13 protein-coding genes are annotated in these 18,261 nt (G+C 50.6%); 6 read left to right on the forward strand and 7 right to left on the reverse strand.

Going from position 1 to position 18,261, the window contains the following annotated elements:
• Window positions 1-3: 3 nt before the first annotated feature.
• Window positions 4-1,671, reverse strand: a complete 1,668-nt coding sequence (locus tag NST26_RS09955) for a sensor histidine kinase (RefSeq protein ID WP_051478031.1) — start codon at window positions 1,669-1,671, stop codon at window positions 4-6.
• Between the two features lie 229 nt (window positions 1,672-1,900).
• Here NST26_RS09955 and NST26_RS09960 point away from each other — a divergent pair, with 229 nt between their 5' ends.
• Complete coding sequence (locus NST26_RS09960; protein WP_036725541.1) at window positions 1,901-2,800, forward strand: ABC transporter permease; 900 nt, start codon at window positions 1,901-1,903, stop codon at window positions 2,798-2,800.
• A gap of 44 nt (window positions 2,801-2,844) precedes the next feature.
• Here NST26_RS09960 and NST26_RS09965 read toward each other — a convergent pair whose 3' ends face one another.
• Complete coding sequence (locus tag NST26_RS09965) at window positions 2,845-3,171, reverse strand: hypothetical protein (RefSeq protein WP_162174692.1); 327 nt, start codon at window positions 3,169-3,171, stop codon at window positions 2,845-2,847.
• Window positions 3,172-3,193: 22 nt separating this feature from the next.
• On the opposite strand from NST26_RS09965, the gene NST26_RS09970 reads away from it, so the two are divergent.
• The 5 genes from NST26_RS09970 (at window position 3,194) to NST26_RS09990 (ending at window position 13,120) form a co-directional block, all read left to right on the forward strand.
• Window positions 3,194-3,688 carry a carbohydrate ABC transporter permease gene (locus NST26_RS09970; RefSeq protein ID WP_162174691.1) on the forward strand — a complete coding sequence of 165 codons (495 nt, stop codon included), beginning with the start codon at window positions 3,194-3,196 and terminating at the stop codon, window positions 3,686-3,688.
• 34 nt (window positions 3,689-3,722) lie between these two features.
• On the forward strand, window positions 3,723-6,233 hold the full coding sequence (locus tag NST26_RS09975) for a glycoside hydrolase family 3 N-terminal domain-containing protein (protein ID WP_051478038.1): 2,511 nt from the start codon (window positions 3,723-3,725) through the stop codon (window positions 6,231-6,233).
• Between the two features lie 114 nt (window positions 6,234-6,347).
• Window positions 6,348-8,057, forward strand: coding sequence for a hypothetical protein (locus NST26_RS09980; protein ID WP_340979078.1), 1,710 nt, complete (start codon window positions 6,348-6,350; stop codon window positions 8,055-8,057).
• 120 nt (window positions 8,058-8,177) lie between these two features.
• Window positions 8,178-10,799, forward strand: coding sequence for a glycoside hydrolase family 3 protein (locus tag NST26_RS09985; RefSeq protein ID WP_340979079.1), 2,622 nt, complete (start codon window positions 8,178-8,180; stop codon window positions 10,797-10,799).
• 38 nt (window positions 10,800-10,837) lie between these two features.
• The gene (locus NST26_RS09990; RefSeq protein ID WP_340979080.1) at window positions 10,838-13,120 is read left to right on the forward strand and encodes a beta-glucosidase family protein; all 2,283 of its coding nucleotides are present in this window, start codon (window positions 10,838-10,840) and stop codon (window positions 13,118-13,120) included.
• Between the two features lie 181 nt (window positions 13,121-13,301).
• On the opposite strand, the gene NST26_RS09995 is transcribed toward NST26_RS09990, so the two are convergent.
• The 5 genes from NST26_RS09995 to NST26_RS10015 all read right to left on the reverse strand — a co-directional run bounded on the left by NST26_RS09995 (window position 13,302) and on the right by NST26_RS10015 (window position 18,209).
• Window positions 13,302-14,444: an asparaginase gene (locus NST26_RS09995; RefSeq protein WP_036725449.1), complete on the reverse strand. Its 1,143-nt coding sequence runs from the start codon at window positions 14,442-14,444 to the stop codon at window positions 13,302-13,304.
• A gap of 343 nt (window positions 14,445-14,787) precedes the next feature.
• Complete coding sequence (locus tag NST26_RS10000) at window positions 14,788-15,639, reverse strand: hypothetical protein (protein ID WP_340979081.1); 852 nt, start codon at window positions 15,637-15,639, stop codon at window positions 14,788-14,790.
• The gene (locus NST26_RS10005; protein ID WP_076085161.1) at window positions 15,636-16,154 is read right to left on the reverse strand and encodes a sigma-70 family RNA polymerase sigma factor; all 519 of its coding nucleotides are present in this window, start codon (window positions 16,152-16,154) and stop codon (window positions 15,636-15,638) included. Before NST26_RS10005 ends, NST26_RS10000 begins: the two co-directional genes overlap by 4 nt.
• A 181-nt stretch (window positions 16,155-16,335) precedes the next feature.
• Window positions 16,336-17,103 (reverse strand): ABC transporter ATP-binding protein, encoded by a 768-nt coding sequence (locus NST26_RS10010; protein WP_340954443.1) that lies wholly within the window; start codon window positions 17,101-17,103, stop codon window positions 16,336-16,338.
• Window positions 17,103-18,209: a FecCD family ABC transporter permease gene (locus tag NST26_RS10015; protein ID WP_340954441.1), complete on the reverse strand. Its 1,107-nt coding sequence runs from the start codon at window positions 18,207-18,209 to the stop codon at window positions 17,103-17,105. The genes NST26_RS10010 and NST26_RS10015 overlap by 1 nt, the downstream gene beginning before the upstream one ends.
• Between the last annotated feature and the right edge of the window lie 52 nt (window positions 18,210-18,261).

Consider the following 18,261-nt stretch of genomic DNA (forward strand, 5'->3'; position numbering starts at 1 on the left):
CTCCTAATCTTTCCTCTTGGGCCAATGCAGAATAACACATAAGCCGCCTAAAGTGCTGGGTTCGATCTCCATGCGGGAGGGCGCATCGAAATAAATCTGCATGCGCTGCCCGATATTCCACAACGCGCAGCCCATTTCCTCCCCGGGTGGCTGCTTGATACGTGTCATCAATTGTTGGATGCTTTCGCCCGACATTCCAATGCCGTCGTCCTCAACGATGAGCTGGTAATGGCCGGTGTCTTCGATTCCGGTAATCCGGATCAGCCCCTCGCCTTGCTTCTTCTCAATCCCGTGAATGACACTGTTCTCCACCAGAGGCTGCACCAGCAGCTTCGGTACGGACAGCAGCTTCATCGAATCGGGCACCCTGATTTCGTAATTCAAACGTTCCATGCGCAGACACAGAATGTTTAAGTAGTTCCCGACGACTCCCAATTCCTTCTCCAGTGTCGTCGTCGGCTTGTCCAGCCGGGTGGTGTACCTGAAATATTGAGCGAGATTCTGCGTCATCGCGGTGACAGCCTCGTCATTGCCGAGGCGCGTCATATTGTCGATGAAGAACAAACAATTATACAGAAAATGCGGATTGATTTGCGCTTGCAGCTGTTTAACCAAGGCTTCCCGCGACATGATTTTCTCCTTATATACCTTCTCGATCAAGTCCTCGATCTGCGCGGCCATCTCGTTAAAGTTAATATAGAGATAATCGAATTCGTTGTGGCTGCGTCTTACAATCCGGTGCGAAAAATCTCCGTGCTTCAGCAGTCTCACGCCCTTAAGCAGCTCGAGAATCGGAATTTGTACCTTCCTGTACAGGAACAGTGCTGTTACCACGCCGCCCATAAAGAGCATAGCGCAAGCGGCGTAGAAGTAATTCCGGGTTCTCTCAATAGGCCGCAGTGCTTCGTCCAATGGCAGATAATCTACCAAGTACCACCCCAGCTTGTCGGATTGCAGGAAATTGACCATATATCCGATCCCGCCTACCGTTATGATTTCAGAGCCTTCCATTCGATTGTTCAGGAGAGGCAGCAGCTGCGGCAAGAGCTCGTTCACTTGGTCGTCGCCCGAGTAGCCGCTTAGAATAACGGAGTCACCCTTGCGGTAGAAGAACGAATTATTACTGCTGCTGTCGGACCTGCTCAGCATTGCACGCAGATTATCCTGGGGGAAAGTAACCCGAATGGAGTACGACGGATGAATCCTATAAGCAACGAACTGCCCGGATTGTGTCTCCAATGTCCATTGATTATCCGGCGTAGCCTGCGGAGGGCTGCTGTCGGAGGATGGGGAGCCGATCCATTGATGCAGCAGGGAAGAATAGATGGAAATCTGATTGTTCCATCCTTCAGAGAAGCTTTGCAGCTTCATTTTGTCCGTCAGATCCTGAATCAATTTAATTTGATCATATTTGTCCATTAGATCGATGGAGGGCAGCAGGCCGACCTTAGAATCCGTCTCCAGCGCGGTAGCTACCATCGAGAGTTGTCCTACGTTATGATCCAGGTTCTGTATTAGAAAACGCATCCTGTTCAAATTGTTAGTTTTGATATCCTCTTTCACGGTGGTAAGACTGGTATTAATGGTGACTGTGTACATAACCATCACAATGACTGTGGATAGCAGGATGAGCGAAAGGATCGTATAGAATGTCCGGTACTGCTTGAACATGAGGCATCTTTCCTTCATTAGATAGACTGGTGTACACCCATTGTAGGATTCCTTATGTCTTTTTACAATGTCCCCCGGAGCGGATATTAAGATCGCGTTATTCACCTTTGGATCGCGCTATATCTGTATGGAGTTTAGGGGTCTTACAATAAAGGAGACATAGAAATTCATTTCACAGGGGGAGCTTATGGAAACCTATATTAACACATCATCCAAGAAAGCGGTGCGCCTGAAAAAAGTGCACAGAAATGACAGCTGGCATCTCTACCTAATGCTGCTTCCTGCTGTTGTGCTGACCGCTATATTTGTTTATGCACCCATGGGAGGCCTTGTCATGGCGTTCCAGGACTACAAACCTTATCTGGGCATCACAGGCTCCAAATGGGTCGGACTCGATCAATTTAAGTTCCTGTTCGAGTATCCGGACAGTGTTCAGGTGATCTGGAATACACTTCGGATCTCAGTGCTCAAGCTGATTTTCGGATTGATCTCAACGTTAACCTTCGCCTTGCTTATCAATGAGGTGCGCGTAAAATTTGTACGCAGTGCGGTTCAAACTCTGGTATTTCTTCCCCACTTCCTGTCGTGGGTCGTGCTTGGAGGTGTCTTCATTGAATTGTTGAACCCGGATTACGGGCTGGTCAACCGGCTGCTTCAAGCATTAGGTATGCAACCGATCTTCTTCCTTGGCGATAATAACTGGTTTTTGTTTACTCTGGTATCGAGTGAGGTATGGAAGGAATTCGGGTATGGATCGATTATCTTCATTGCGGCTTTGGCAGGGATTAACCCGGCCCTTTACGAAGCGGCGCAGCTGGACGGGGCAGGGAAGTGGCGGCAAATGCGGAGTATTACGCTCCCGTCACTTCTGCCCACGATTTGTGTAGTCTTTACGCTGTCGCTGAGCCAGGTGCTCAATGCCGGATTCGATCAGGTATTTAACCTGTATAACTCTCTGGTGTATGAAAAAGGAGACATTATCGACACGTTCGTTTACCGAATCGGTTTGATTGGCGGCAACTTCAGCTTTGGTACGGCAATTGGGTTATTCAAGTCTGTTGTGGGCTTGTTCTTGATCATCGGAGGCTACAGGCTGGCCTATAAAGTGGCAGGCTACAAAATATTCTAAGGAGCGTATCATATGCATGCAACTAGAACGAAAGAACGATGGTTTTATTCCATAAATAATCTATTCATGCTGTTTCTGGCAGCGATTTGTATTTTACCTCTCATCCATGTCGTATCCATTTCATTGAGTTCAAGCCCTGCTGTCCTGTCGAACCAGGTGACATTTTGGCCCATTGGTCTCAATTTTAACGCTTTTGAGAAAACGCTGGGGGACCCCCGTTTACTCAACTCCCTCTGGGTATCCATGCAGCGGGTCTTTCTAAGCTTGTCCCTGGGCTTGCTGATCAATTGTTTGGCGGCATATGTTTTATCGAAAGAAGGGGGACGGGGCGGAATTGCCGGGTATAAAGCGTTTGTAGCTTTTTTCGTCATCGCTATGCTCTTTAATGGAGGGATGATCCCCACTTACCTGGTTGTGACCAAGGTGGGGCTCTACAATTCCATTTGGGCGCTTGTGCTTCCAAGCTTGGTGAATGTCTTTTATTTAATCCTGATTATGAACTTCTTCAAGGCATTACCGAAGGAGCTGGAAGAAGCGGTCTTCATGGATGGTGCCAATCATTGGCAGGCTTTTTCGAAATTGTTCTTGCCGCTCTCGCTTCCGGTACTTGCGACGGTTGGATTGTTCACGGTTGTTCATGACTGGAATGAATGGCTTGCCGGTTCGATCTATATGAAGGCGGATAATCTTCCGCTTAGCTCGTTCCTGAAGACGATTATCGCCGTTCCGATGGTGAACGGGAATAATGCCGCAGACATTGCCAAATTAAACAGCCGTTCGATCAGTTCTGCACAAATTCTGGTTGGAGCGCTGCCCATCCTGCTCATTTATCCGGTGCTGCAGAAGTTCTTTACGAAGGGCTTGGTGATTGGGGCGGTCAAGGAGTAAGCACAAAATCATGGATATTGTGGAGGTCACGAGAATGATAGGAACATGGCATGCGATAGTGGAAACGAAGATTGCCAAGCTGAAAATTACTTTCAGCATAAAGGATACAAATGGAGAGTATTCCATATCGGCAGTAGTGGAATCCTTCCCGGTAGCATTGGATTTCGATCACGTTACAGTGGAAGGCAGCGGTCTGCGGGCATCCGGGAGAGCGAAGTCCCTGCAGGAGGGGGAGGCTTACCTTGAACTGATATTCTCACAAAATAAGTTCACAGGAACTCTTAATATTCCAACTTTTGGAACCCTTTCCTTGGCGGGAGAGCGTGGCCCAGGGACATCTTTGACTGATTTGTTAGAACAAGAACTGGACCAGTATCGTATGACTGGAGTCGTGGAACGAACAGAGGAGAGTATTGCGGCAGCTGTGGAGCAACTGCTCGGCCAGTTGTCCTTGCAAGAGAAAGTGGGGCAAATGAGCCAGTGCCTGGCGTCGGACTTCTCGTTTGGGGAGGAGGTTGCTTCTGAACCGCCGGAGAAGCTCGTTGCAGAGGGGAAGGCCGGTTCCATTCTCGGGGCTTTCGATATCAACCGTGTGCTTGAGCTGCAGCGTATTGCTGTTGAGCAATCACCGCATAACATCCCGTTATTCTTCAATGCCGATGTCATTCACGGCCATCAGACCATCTTTCCGGTGCCACTCGCCTGGTCTTGCAGTTGGGATACAGAAGGAATTCAGCGGGCATGCGCGATTGCGGCAAAAGAAGCTTCCTCCGCAGGCATTACCTATAATCATGGCCCGATGGTAGACATTACGCGTGATCCGAGATGGGGCCGTGTCGTTGAAGGTGCAGGAGAAGATCCTTATTTGGGCGCCCGGATTGCAGAAGCACAAGTAAGAGGCTTTCAGGGCAATTCCCTATTTGATCAGGACACGATTATTGCCTGCTTAAAGCATTTTATCGCCTATGGTGCGGCGGAGGGCGGCCGTGATTATAATACAGTCGATATCTCGGAAGGCACGCTAAGGAATGTTCATTTGCCTCCGTTCCAAGCGGGAATTCAGGCCGGTGCCGGCTCGGTCATGAATGCATTCAATATTTATCAAGGCGTTCCGGCGGCTGGAAGCAAGTTCCTGATGAAGGATTTGCTCAGGAACGAGCTCGGCTTCGATGGCATCCTGCTTTCCGACTATGGGGCTATCGAAGAAATCTCGATTCATGGCTGCGCCGAGGATGAGGCCGAAGCTGCCCGAATGGCGCTTGATGCTACGATGGATATCGAGATGGTAACCCGCGCATTTGCGAACCAATTACCGAAATTGATCGGGGAAGGCATCGTGAAGGAAGAGCAGCTGGATGAGGCAGTCCGGCGTATTCTCACCTACAAATATAGAATCGGCATTATGGATGATCCATTCCGGTATATCCGGCCGAAGAAAGCACTGGAGTGTCAGTTCTCTGAGGAACATCTGCAGGAGAGCAGGGCGCTTGCGCGTAAATCGATCGTGCTGCTCAAGAACGACGGAGTTCTTCCATTGAATGCAAGTTCCGGTACGGTTGCGTTGATCGGTCCGTTCGCAAGAAGCAAGGATTTGCTGGGTACATGGCAATTCTCGAGACATGGGAATGCGACGGTTACCCTGGAACAAGGTGTAACGGAAGCTGTTAGCGGAAGACGGGTGTTCATTGCCGACGGCTGCGCAGTTGACCAGCCCATTGACGGTGGATATGAGGCTGCACTGCAGGTTGCTGAAGAAGCGGATGTAATCGTATTGGCGTTGGGAGAATCCAGCCGGATGAGCGGAGAAGCCGCTTCCCGTATGAATATTACACTCCCTGAGGTTCAATTGAAGCTGGCCGAAGAGATAGCGAAGCTCGGCAAGCCGACGGTGCTGGTCTTAACGAATGGGCGTCCTTTGATACTGGATTGGTTCGATCGTCATGTCAATGCTATCGTGGAGACCTGGTTTCTGGGGTCCCAAGCTGGACATGCTATCGCCGACGTGTTATTCGGCCAGTATAATCCTTCGGGAAAACTGACGATGAGCTTCCCTAGGCATGCAGGTCAAATTCCAGTCTATTATAATCATTTCAATACGGGAAGACCGGCATCACAGGAGAAGCACTTCAGTTCCAAATATTTGGATGGTTCCAATGATCCGCTGTATCCGTTCGGATTCGGGTTAAGCTATACTACCTTTGACTATTCGGAGATTAAGCTGGATAAGCATGTACTGAAGCGGGCAGACAGTCTGACAGTTCAAGTTACAGTTGCGAATACGGGGCAGGCTCAGGGTGAAGAAATCGTTCAGCTGTACATTCAGGATATCTGCGGCAGCGTCGTCCGACCGGTCAAGGAGCTGAAGGGCTTCGAAAAGGTATGCTTATCCCCAGGTGAAAGCAGGGAAATCCATTTTATAATTACGGAAGAGGATCTGAAATATTATGCCGCGGATCTTACCTTCAAAGCGGAAGCCGGTGATTTCAAGATTTATGTGGGTCCGAATTCGCGGGATGTTCAAGAGGTGAGCTTTCGGCTGGAATAAGTGACACCTATGTTTGGATTAGGTTATCTGAAGTTAAGAATGCGTTATATCTGTGGAGTGACAGCGATTTTATAATCAAAGGGTAAGATAGAAAACAAATACGGGGGGTTCAGTATGAATCACACAAGAAAGAAGTTGTCAGCATTACTCGCAGCAGTCCTCATGTTAGGAACACTGGCGGCTTGCTCCACGCAAGACAAAAACTCGGATGCAGCAAGTCCGGAGAGCACGGCCGGAGCGGAGTTAAACATCGTAAACGGCAAGATTGAGCCTGCGGTCACCATAAAAACCATCAGAGCTGAGGATCCGACCGGGAGCTTCAGAGAAGGAGAGAGCTGGTCTGATAATGTACACACGCGCTGGGCTAGAGATACACTTGGAGTCAATATTGAAACCTTGTGGGGATCGGCCATGGCGGATGGGTCATACAATACGAAATTAAAGCTGATGCTTTCTGCCAATGATACATTACCGGATGTATTCGTCGTCTACGATAAAGATGTTGCGAACATGTTTATCGAATCTGGCAAAGTGCTGGATGCAGGGGCTGCTTTTGAGAAGTACGCCTCTCCGGTCTGGAAGGAAGCGATGGCTGAGAATGAAAGGGCATGGCTTCCGTTTACCAGAGACGGACAAAAATTCGGCATTCCGATTATCAGTAATTCGATGGGAAGCCAATCCGCGATGTGGATTCGCCAAGATTGGCTGGATAAACTGAATTTGAAGGCTCCCACGACCGTTGAGGAATTGGAGCAGGTCATGGATGCCTTCGCGAACCAAGATCCTGACGGCAATGGACAGAAGGATTCGGTTGCGCTGGCGTTCGGCATGAAGGATAAAGTTAGCGGCTATGTCATTGGAGATGGATCGTGGATTTATGGGTTGTTTGGAGCAATTCCTGAAAGATGGTATCCGGGAGAAGACGGCAAACTTCAGTACGGATCTGTTCAACCCGGTGTGAAGACAGCGCTCTCGAAGCTTAAGGAATGGAAAGACAAAGGTTATATTGCAACCGATGTCGCGCTTCATGATATCAATAAAATGGTGGAATTGGTTGCTGGGGGGAAGGTGGGTATCATTGGCGGCCAAAGCTGGTTTATGACCTATCCGGGAGCGCTGGCGCTTGGCTCGAATCCGAATGCAATGTTTACCCCGTTCCCGCTTCCTAAAGGGGCCGATGGTACGAATATGAGAACTGTCAATGATCCTTATAACGGTGTTATCCTGATCAGCAAGGATATATCGGAAGAAGCGCTTCAAGCCTTATTTCACTACCAGAATAAGATGTTTTCCGCTTATGAAAGTGACGATCCGTTTATCTTCAAAGGTTACCAAGAGGGCTACGACTATGTAATCAAAGATGGTAAGGCTACCGCTGATACCAAGGATATTCCCGGCGGCAAAATAGGGACGGACAAGTATACGCTGACGGGTGTATATGCCATGTATCCATCTAAAATGTTGGCAGTTGATCTCAAACTGGCAAGAGGTGAGGAACTGACCAATAATGATCTGGCAGTCTTGGCGAATGTCGGGATCGTATCGGGTGATATTACTCCATTGGACATGACGACAAGAAAAGGATTACTGGTTATTTCTGAACAAACATCCGCGGATGTACCGGATTATTTCCAGGGTCCAACTACAGACACGATGTTATCCAGAAGCGAGCTGCTTAAGAAGCTTCAAATGGACACTTATACAGAAATTCTATATGGGAAGAAGCCGGTGGAAGCTTTCGATGAGTTCGTCAGTAAGTGGAAATCCTCCGGTGGTGACGAAATCACGAAGGAAGTCAACGAATGGTATGATTCTGTAAAATAATACGGTGTAACGGCCTTGGTTAAGAAATTCCAGGGCCGTTTTAAATGAGATTGAACTCATATATTGGATTGTAACTCTTCCCCGCTACGACCCCAAAAATCTGTGAAGGAGAGAATTAGGATGGAGAAAGAAATTCCTGCTGCCATAACACAAGGTGATGTTTTGTTTGATATAGATGAGGTTGATGGACAAATTTCCATGTTCGACCGGAGCTTTGCGGGAAGCATTGTTCTTCCGCTGTTCAGGAAAATGGATGAGACTATTAAGGGGAAAGTCACGGTGAACGATATCGAGCTGGACAGGGTCTGGTTGCGCACGTTCACGCAAATAAAAAATACACAGGTGCTTGGATTGCCTGTACGTCACATCATACGGGAGTATGGAAGGACATATAAGGTTCGAATCGAGGGATTCGTAGACATGACAGGGGTTATGATGGAGCCGCAAGAGATCACCGTTACGACTCTGCCCCGTAAAGAACCCGTATCCGGATATGAAGAGCATGACCGTGTGGCGTTAGAGGCCGCCAGAGAGGGCATTGTGCTGCTTAAGAACGAAGGCAATATACTTCCACTAAGCAAGGGTGAGCTGCTGAATGTGTTTGGCACCGGCTTGTTCGATTTTCGCGCGGGTACTGTAGGTGCGGGTAAAATTAACCCCCGATACCTGATCAGTATGATTCGGGCCATTGAGGAGCACAGCGAGTTCACTTTGAATTCTGAAGTCCAGGCCTTATATGGAAACGGAACAGAAACACTACCAGACAAGGGGATTTTGGAATCCGCATATCGGCAGTCTAAGGTTGCCCTGATCGTGATCTCCAGGAGATCCGGAGAATATCTGGACAACAGTGCCGTCCCGGGCGAGTATTACTTGTCTTCCGACGAGGAGGCAATGATTAGCGCTGTCTCCGGAACCTTTGAACAGACGATTGCTATTGTGAACTCGGGGTATCCGATGGATATGGCCTGGGTGGAGAAGTATAACATCAAGACGCTGATCAATTGCGGATTTGCCGGGATGTTCGGCGGGCTGGCTTTGGTTGAAATTCTTGACGGAAGAGTTAATCCTTCAGCCAAGCTGCCCGATACATGGAGCTATGACTATTACGATCATCCGGCAAGCCGCAACTTCTATGATGCTGTGGACGGGAAGCCGGTTCTGAACAGCAGCTTGCCGCAATTTGTAGACACTTATTATGAAGAGGATATCTATGTGGGATACCGTTATTTCGAGACATTCCGGAAAGCGGTAGCCTACCCCTTCGGATTCGGGCTTAGCTATACGACCTTTGGCCTGAATATCAGCAGCTTGGAGCATGGCGATGAGGGAACGACATTGAAGGTGCAGGTTAAGAATACAGGAAATACCTCAGGGAAAGAGGTCGTCCAGGTATACGCAGAAGAGCCGGACGGAAAGCTGGAGAAGCCGTCCCGTAAGCTGATTGCTTTTGCCAAGACGGAAGCCTTGAAGCCTGGTGAAACGCAGGAGATTATTTGCCATATTCCTATTGTACGTTATGCTTCCTTCGACTCAGATACGGCTTGCTGGCTGATGGAAGAAGGCCGCTATATCATCTGGGCGGGTACATCAGTGATGCATGTGCAAAAAGCCGGAGAATTCGAGCTCACAGAGAATCGTACGCTGAAGAAAGTCGTTAACCGAATGGTCCCTCCTGTTCCTATTCAGACGCTGTCCAAGCTTGATCCCGAAGCGACCTATCCCCAAGGGGCCTTCTCCGGGTTAAAGCCGGATGCTACTGAGCTTACACCGAAGGCGAATCGTCCGAAATATCAAGATAAGTTGCCGGTTGCCACAGAAGTACCGGACACCATTATTAAATTTACGGATGTGATAAAGCAGCCGGAGCGGCTGGACAGCTTTGTGAAGCAGCTTTCCGACGAAGAGCTGGCACGATTGTCTGTGTGCGGATCCAGCGGCTGGGGCATGCATGAGAAGGGCGAGGCCGGAAGGGTATTCCTGCTGGACCGCTATGATATGAAGCCTTTTGTGGTCGCCGATGGCAACAGCGGGGTTAATCTGAAACAACCGAATATAGGGATGCCGACCAGTACTGTCGTATGCTCTTCATGGAATACGAAATTATCCTATGAAGTAGCCAGAGTCATAGCCGAGGAAGCATCGGAAAATAACATTCATATGATCCTCGCTCCAGGGATGAATATTCACCGGAATCCGCTTAACGGCCGTCACCCGGAGTACTTCTCCGAAGATCCTTACCTTACAGGCATGATGGCAGGTTATTTCAGCAAAGGTCTGGAAGAGCACGGGGTATCCAGCTGCTTGAAGCATGTTGTTGCGAACAACTGCGAGACAGTCCGCAACCGCAATCACAGCTTGATCACGGAGCGCGCACTGAGAGAGATCTATCTGAAAGCCTTCGAGGTGGCGCTTGAAGTCCATCAGCCGGATTCCATCATGACGGGGTATAACGCAGTGAACGGCGTGTTTGCAGCCGCCGATGAAGAGATGATTCAAGGCATCTTCCGGGAAGAACTCGGATTTGGCGGGTATGTCATGACGGATTGGGGATCTTATGAAACCGCAGATATAGTTGAAGCTGTACAGGCGGGGAATTGCTGGATGACGCCGGGTACGAACGACGACACGTATGTTCTCCCCATTGTGAATGGCGTGAATGAAGGAAGAATTGAGCGGGTTCGTCTGGAGAAGAACGTGTGGTATCTTCTCAAAGTCGTTCTTAAGAGGGCACAGGGCTAAGGAACAGCATACCATTTATCAGAAATGAGGAGAAGTTTATGGGGAGAAATATCCGTGAAATCGTGGAACAGCTGACGCTTGAGGAGAAGGCGGGACTATGCTCCGGAGATACATTCTGGACGACGAAGGCGGTTCTGCGTCTCGGCATTCCTTCAATTATGATGACGGACGGTCCGCATGGTATTCGGAAGCAGGCTGGAGCGGCAGATCATCTCGGACTGAACCAAAGCGTGCCGGCGACCTGCTACCCTTCGGCGGCCGGATTAGCAAGCTCATGGAACCGGGATTTGATTCGCAGCGTCGGGGAAGCGCTGGGGAAGGAGGCTCAGGCAGAAGGGGTTTCGATTCTGCTGGGCCCGGGTGCGAACATCAAGCGTTCGCCGCTGTGCGGCCGGAATTTCGAGTACTTCTCTGAAGATCCATATCTGACCGGCGAACTGGCGTCTGCACATATTGAGGGCGTACAGAGTCAGGGGATCGGCTCGTCGATCAAGCATTTCGCCGTGAACAACCAAGAGCATCGCCGTATGACGGCAGATGCAATCGTAGACGAACGGACGCTTCGGGAAATCTATTTGCCCGGCTTCGAGATCGCTGTGAAGAAAGCTCAACCCTGGACTGTCATGTCTGCTTACAATCGTGTAAACGGAACCTATTGCTCAGAGAATGAGGCATTATTAACTTCTATCTTGAAGGAAGAATGGGGCCATGAGGGAATCGTGGTGTCGGATTGGGGGGCTGTGAACGAAGCTGCTGCAAGCGTTGCTGCAGGTATGGAGCTGGAGATGCCGTCGAGCCATGGAATCGGGCAGAAGAAGATCATAGCGGCAGTGGAAAGCGGGGAGCTCGGTGAAGAGGTCCTGAACCGTTCGGTGGAAAGGCTGTTGACGGTTATTTTCAAGGCTGCAGACCAGAAGCAATCGGGTGCTGCATACGATCAAGAGGCTCACCACCAATTGGCGCGTGAAGTCGCGCGGGAAACGATGGTGCTGCTGAAGAATGAGGATCAGCTGCTGCCTCTGGTGAAGACGGGCAAGATTGCGATCATCGGCGCGTTGTCGGAGCGGGTACGTTATCAAGGCGGCGGGAGCTCTCACGTGAATCCTACCAGGCTTGATTCGATTCAAGAGGAGATCAGGAAAGCGGCAGGCGAAGGTGCAGAGATAATTGTCGCACAAGGCTATGATCTGGATAGTGATGACAGTGATGAGGTGTTGCTGGACGAAGCAAAGCGAATCGCGGGCGAAGCGCAAACCGCTGTTCTGTTCATCGGCTTGCCTGACCGGTATGAATCGGAGGGCTACGACCGGAAGCATCTGGACTTGCCGGCGAATCAATGCCGCCTGATCGAACAAGTCGCGTCCGTCCAGCCGAATATCGTAGTGGTGCTGAGCAACGGAGCCCCGGTGGTTATGCCTTGGCTCGGGCGGGTAAAGGCAGTGCTGGAAGCATATTTGGGCGGACAGGCGCTGGGCGGAGCTATCGCCGACCTGCTGTTCGGCGACGCGAATCCAAGCGGAAAGCTGGCCGAGACATTCCCTAAGCATGTGAAGCAGAATCCGTCACATCCATATTTTCCAGGGGAAAGGGATCGGGTTGAGTACCGGGAAGGATTGTTCGTCGGATACCGGTATTATGAAGCGAAGGATATCAAGCCGCTATTCCCTTTCGGTTACGGCTTGAGCTATACAACATTCGAATACAGCAATCTGAAGCTGGCCTCGAAGGAGATTACAGACCGGGATACGCTGCAAGTCAGCGTAGATGTGAAGAATACGGGCAGCCGGTCCGGCAAGGAGACGGTTCAGCTGTACGTCCGCGACGTGGAATCCGGCGTTATTCGTCCGGAGAAAGAATTGAAGGGCTTCACGAAGGTAGAATTAGCGCCCTCTGAGACGAAGACGGTAACGTTTACGCTAAATAAACGCAGCTTTGCCTATTACAACGTTGACCTGAGCGACTGGCACGTGGAATCGGGTGAGTTCGAACTGTTGATCGGAAGTTCCTCCCGGGATATTGCAAGCCGGACTTCTGTTACAGTTCAATCGACGCAAGAATTCATCGCACCGATCCACCGGAATACAACGATTGGCGAGCTGATGGGCAATCCGAAGACCGCACCGATTCTTGAGCAGCTGAGAAACAGGAACAAGCAGACGGGATTTGCACCCTCCGACGCCGTTTCATCTGAGATGATGGCTGCCATGCTCCGGGATCTGCCGCTGCGCACGTTCTTGTCCCTTGTTGGAGGGGAGATGAACGAGGAACTGCTGCCCGAGCTGCTAGACCAGTTGAATCAGGTAGCAGGTTCGGTTCAATGAGTGTGTGAAGATAAGAAATGAAGGAAGAGTATTTGCCGGATCTGATCTGACTTGATCCACTCATATGTTATAACAGTAAAAGCTAAACAGAGCAGCGATTCTCCTGTGATTGGAGGCTCGCTGCTCTGTATTTTCGCTCAAAATGTTTCTAGTTGAATGTCAGTTGTAGAGCTGCCGGTTATTATTTGCTCATATCGTAATCCGGCATTCCAATGGTAGAGAACCACTGACGGATCTGCTCCTGGTCCTTGGAGAAGGTAAGGCCCAGCTGAAGCAGGATTCTTGCCTTTTGCGGGAGTAGATCGCCTGCACCGATGATGCCTTTGGCTCCGGTGTCGTATACTGCCCCTGAGCCTGCTCGCGTAGCGCTTACGAATAGAACACCCTTCTCGATAGCCGCCGTACGGGCTGCTTGCTGCGCGGTAGAGATCCCGCCGGCACCATGGCCCGCCGTTACAATCCCTCTAACTCCTTCATTAGCCAAGGCTGTAATGGGCGCAGCGGAGGCTTCTGTATAGCTGTATACAACATCAACCTTAGCCAAATCCTCTGGCTGGATCGTACTGAGATCAAAAGGAGTTTTCCACTTCTCTGTTCCGGCATCCCTGACGCGGGCTGGCGCACGAACCGCACGAATCCGGTTCTCGTCTACCGTTCCCAGAGCGCCGTACCGGCCCCCGTCAAAGGTATCCAGGCGCAGCGCATCCGTCTTGGTAACTTCCCTGGCTGCAAAGAATTCATCGTTCATCATCAAAACTGTACCATAGTAAGTGGTTTTCTGACTTGCAGCCAGCCGGATTGCATTCAGCAGATTAGCTTCTCCGTCGAAGGAGATCGTATTGGATTGTCGCATGGACCCGGTGAAGATAACAGGCTTGGGACTGCGGACAGTGAGATCAGTCCAGTAAGCCAACTCTTCCATGATGTTGGTGCCGGTAGTAACAACTACAGCATGAACAGCCGGGTTGGCCAGTTCCTTGTCGATAGCGATGGTAAGGTTGTATAAGTCCTTGGAGGTGGTTTGCGCCGAGCTGATATTGCTTAGCTCTGTACTGGTGACATTGGCTATTTTGGATAGCTCGGGCTGTAGTCTTTGGATAATATCATTAATGGGTACCTTTGGCGTTCCGTACGTCTGAAACAGCTCTCTGGAAGGAGAAGTGGAGGTGATGGTTCCTCCGACACCGACTACTACGACATTCGGTATGATTCTCCCGGGAGTGGTGACTTCGGCGGCCTTCGTGATAGAAGGGAAGGATAACATGGTGAAGAGAACCAACAGAGCGGTAAAGAGACTTAGACTTCTTTTGTGCATAAGATTCATAAGTGACCTCCTCTTAATTTGATTTATGTGTAAGTATATATGACATTATTCATAATTGTCAAAATGATAATTTTACTTATATGTAAAATAAATTCATAAATATGCATAAAAATTTAATAAAAATTAATTTTATGTGATTATACAAAACATATAAATGACACATACTTTACATTTAAGTCCGTAACGATGAGCGATCGCCCATCAGGTGTATAGAGGGAAATTCATCTGGAGCTGCAATTGCCGCACAAAAAGGCCGCCTTCATGCCTGGCCCCTCCTTAAAAAGTGGATGGGGTAAAGCATGAAAAGCGGCCGCTGCTTCACAACCTGCCTGTGGGAATGCGGTTAATCCTCCGGATGCCCATTGCTCATCCAGCTGTCCACACGCAGATCCCCAGTATAATCCTCGCGCGCAGAGATTTCAGCAAGCTTCTGCTCAGCTTCTTCACGAGTGGTGAAGCCGCCGATGACAGCAGCGAAATCACCAGAGGCTGTCTTCAGGAAGGTAACATCGTCATCCAGATAGATCTCTTCCAGGATAGCCAGTGATTCTCCCGGAGGCATTCCTTCACTGCGTACATAGTAGACTTCCTTAGATGCAGGGGCCTTGCCCTCTGCTGTCAGCTTCAGCTCAAGCGTACCCGGATTGCTGTACTCGGTAAGGGTATGGCGGGTGCCTTCCTTCAGTTCAACCACGAACCGCATGGCGGAATCATCCAGGATGATATTTCTGTACACATCACTGACCAGCGGAGAGGCCAGGATTTCCTGCTCCAGCGCATCATAATCGAAGCTGCGGACACCGTTAAAGGTGAAGATCAGACGGTCCGGAGCCTCCCTCTGGTCGACTGTATAGGAAGGTACACTTGCGGCTGTATCGCCTTCCTGATCGAATACAATGCGGACGGTATCCTCTGCAGTAACGGTGCTCACGGCGGCTCCGTCGGTCCGCTCGCCTCCAGTCCCGAATTGCAGCACCTTCACGATGCTTCCGACTACGGGAACCTTAGACAGGGCGTTTGCTACATCGGGAATATTAACGACAAGCAGGCAGGCAATGATGGCTGCGGCCAGCGAGCTGTATCGTTTCAGCCGGACTGTTCTTCTCCGGGCCACTGCCTTTCTCTGCGCTGCCTCCAGAATGTCTCCAAGCTGTGCGGGAATTTCGATCTGTGCATAGCGGTCTTTTCCTGTCATATTCCCTCGACCTCCCCATCCTTTAAGTGAGCCTTCAGTTTGCCGATAATCTTGTAGAACCTGGTCTTGACGGTGTTCTCCGGCAGCTCCAGAATGTCCGCCATGTCCCTGAAGCGCAGATCCTCAAAAAATTTCAGGATAATATAAGCCTTCTCTTCCGGCAGTAGTCTGTCAAGAGCCTGGTACAGATCCAGCTTCTCTTCCAGTGGAACTGCATGCTCATCCCCGGTATAGCTCTGCGGGTGATCCTCCATGTAAGTCACCCGTTTGTTTCGGTTAAGATGGTCAATAGCGGTGTTGATGACAATCCGGGTCATCCAGGTCTCGAAATACTGCGGTGTCTTCATCCGTCCGAACGCAAGATACCCCTTATAGGTAGCCTCCGAGACAATTTCTAGCGCTTCATGCTCGTTTTTAACATAACAGTAGGCCTTGCGGAACAGGTTGTTCCGGCAGTCTTGAAGCTGTTCAGCGAATGGTTGGTATACTTGCGGCTGGGCTTTCAGTTCTTTCACTCCTTTATTGGCTTCTTGAAGCATTTGATTGACCATTAGACCGTCAAGGGGTGAAAATAGTTTCAACATCCTGCAAAAAGAATAAACCTGCGGGCACAGAGCCGCAGGCTGTAGAAGCTTCTCGCTGAAACGGTACCGTCCTTTAAAAGGACGGCAAAGCCGTTTCCATTTGTCCGAAGGATTACCTTGTCTCCAGATAGGCGATGCCCAGCGCTCCGGTGACCGGATTGCGGTAGGTCTCGCACTCCACATCGAAGACCTCGCGGATTAATTCCTTCGTTAGAATATCCTCAGGGACTCCGCTGGCTGCGACCCGGCCTTCCTTCATAACATACAGATAGTCGCAGTATTCAGCGGCCAGGGTGAGATCATGGAGGGCGGCGAGAATGCCGATATCCAGCTTTCGGACGATATTCAGAATCTGCAGCTGGTATTTGATATCCAGATGGTTGGTCGGTTCGTCCAGAATCATGAATTCCGGCTGCTGGGCCAGCACACGCGCCAGAATGACACGCTGCTTCTCGCCGCCGGATAAGGAGTTATAGCTGCGGCCTGTGTGCCCCTCCAGATTGACCTTGCGGAGTGCGGCCGAGACAATGTCGGCATCCTGCTGGCTGTCCGTTTCCAGCATGCCTTTGTGGGGCGTCCGGCCCATCGCCACCATCTCACGAACGGTAAAGTCGAAGCTCAGCTCGTTGAACTGGCCGACTACGCCCAGCTTCCGGGCAACAAGCTTTGGGCTGGCCTTGATCACATTAAGCTCAGAGAGGAAGACCTCTCCATGACGGGGCTTGATGACTTTGTAGATGCTTTTGAGCAGCGTCGATTTGCCGCAGCCGTTCGGGCCGATCAGACCGACGAATTGCTTATTTTGAACCCTCAGCGAGACCTCCTGCACAATCTTCGCCTCACCGAAAGAGACGCTTAGCCGTTCAACATTCAGATTCATCAGCTTTTCCCTCCGAAGGCGTAGCCTTTTCTAATCAGCATGTACATGAACATCGGCGCTCCAATCAGGGCGGTAATGATCCCGATCGGCAGCTCCACATTCGGGACGATGGTCCGGGCAATGACGTCCGTCCAGATCAGGAAGATCGCTCCGAACAGAATCGACGCCGGCAGCAGTCTGCGGTGGTCCGAGCCCACCAGTCCCCGCACCAGATGGGGGATAATCAGTCCCACGAAGCCGATCATTCCGCAGCTTGCTACCATAACTCCGGTAATCAGCGCCGTGAGAATCATGTAGACTCTGCGGTAGGCACCCAGATGAATGCCCAGCGTAACCGCCGCCTCATCCCCAAGCAGCATAGCATTCAGCACGCGGAACTGCGAGAGGAACAGGATAACGGCGAGCAGAACGGTGACCGAGATCAGCGGCAGCTTGTCCCAGCTGGAGGCGGCCAGGCTGCCCATCGTCCAGAAGGTAACTGTCTTAATGCCTTCGGCATTGTTTGCGAAATAGACGATAAAGTTGGCAAAAGCGGTACATAACGCGTTAATGACCATCCCGGCCAGCACCAGCTTGACGGAGGTCATTTTGCCGCCCGCACTGGCAAGTGTGAGGACTAGCAGAGAAGCGCCAACCGCCCCTGCAAAAGCCCAAAAGGCGACTCCCGACTGGCCGAGCAGCCCCATCGAGCCGAAGCCGATCAGGATGGCGAAGGTTGCGCCCAGCGAAGCGCCGGAGGAAATACCGAGTATGTATGGATCAGCCAGGGGATTCTGTACCGCCGCCTGCATGATCGTCCCGCACAGCGTAAGTCCGGCGCCGATGAACATCGCCAACAGGACACGCGGGAAGCGGATTTTCCAGATAATATCCACGAACGAGCCGTTCGTCAGCTCCTGCATATCTCCAATCTGGATGCCTGTGATGTGATGCAGCAGAATCCGGTACGATTGCGAGACAGGAATGTCCACCTGGCCGAAGGAGACCGCAGCCCCGGCAGACAGCAGGGTGATAATGAACAGGACGCCTATAACAGCCATGAAGCCGTAACGGGAATGAATGAGAGATTGCTTAGGCTGTGAAGGTACGGCTAGATCAGTATGCATGACAATGGGAAGGCTCCTTTACATTAAAAGATTAGTATGGACTGACTCATCA

Source organism: Paenibacillus sp. FSL R7-0128 (genome assembly GCF_038002245.1).
Classification (GTDB): domain Bacteria; phylum Bacillota; class Bacilli; order Paenibacillales; family Paenibacillaceae; genus Paenibacillus_AQ; species Paenibacillus_AQ silagei.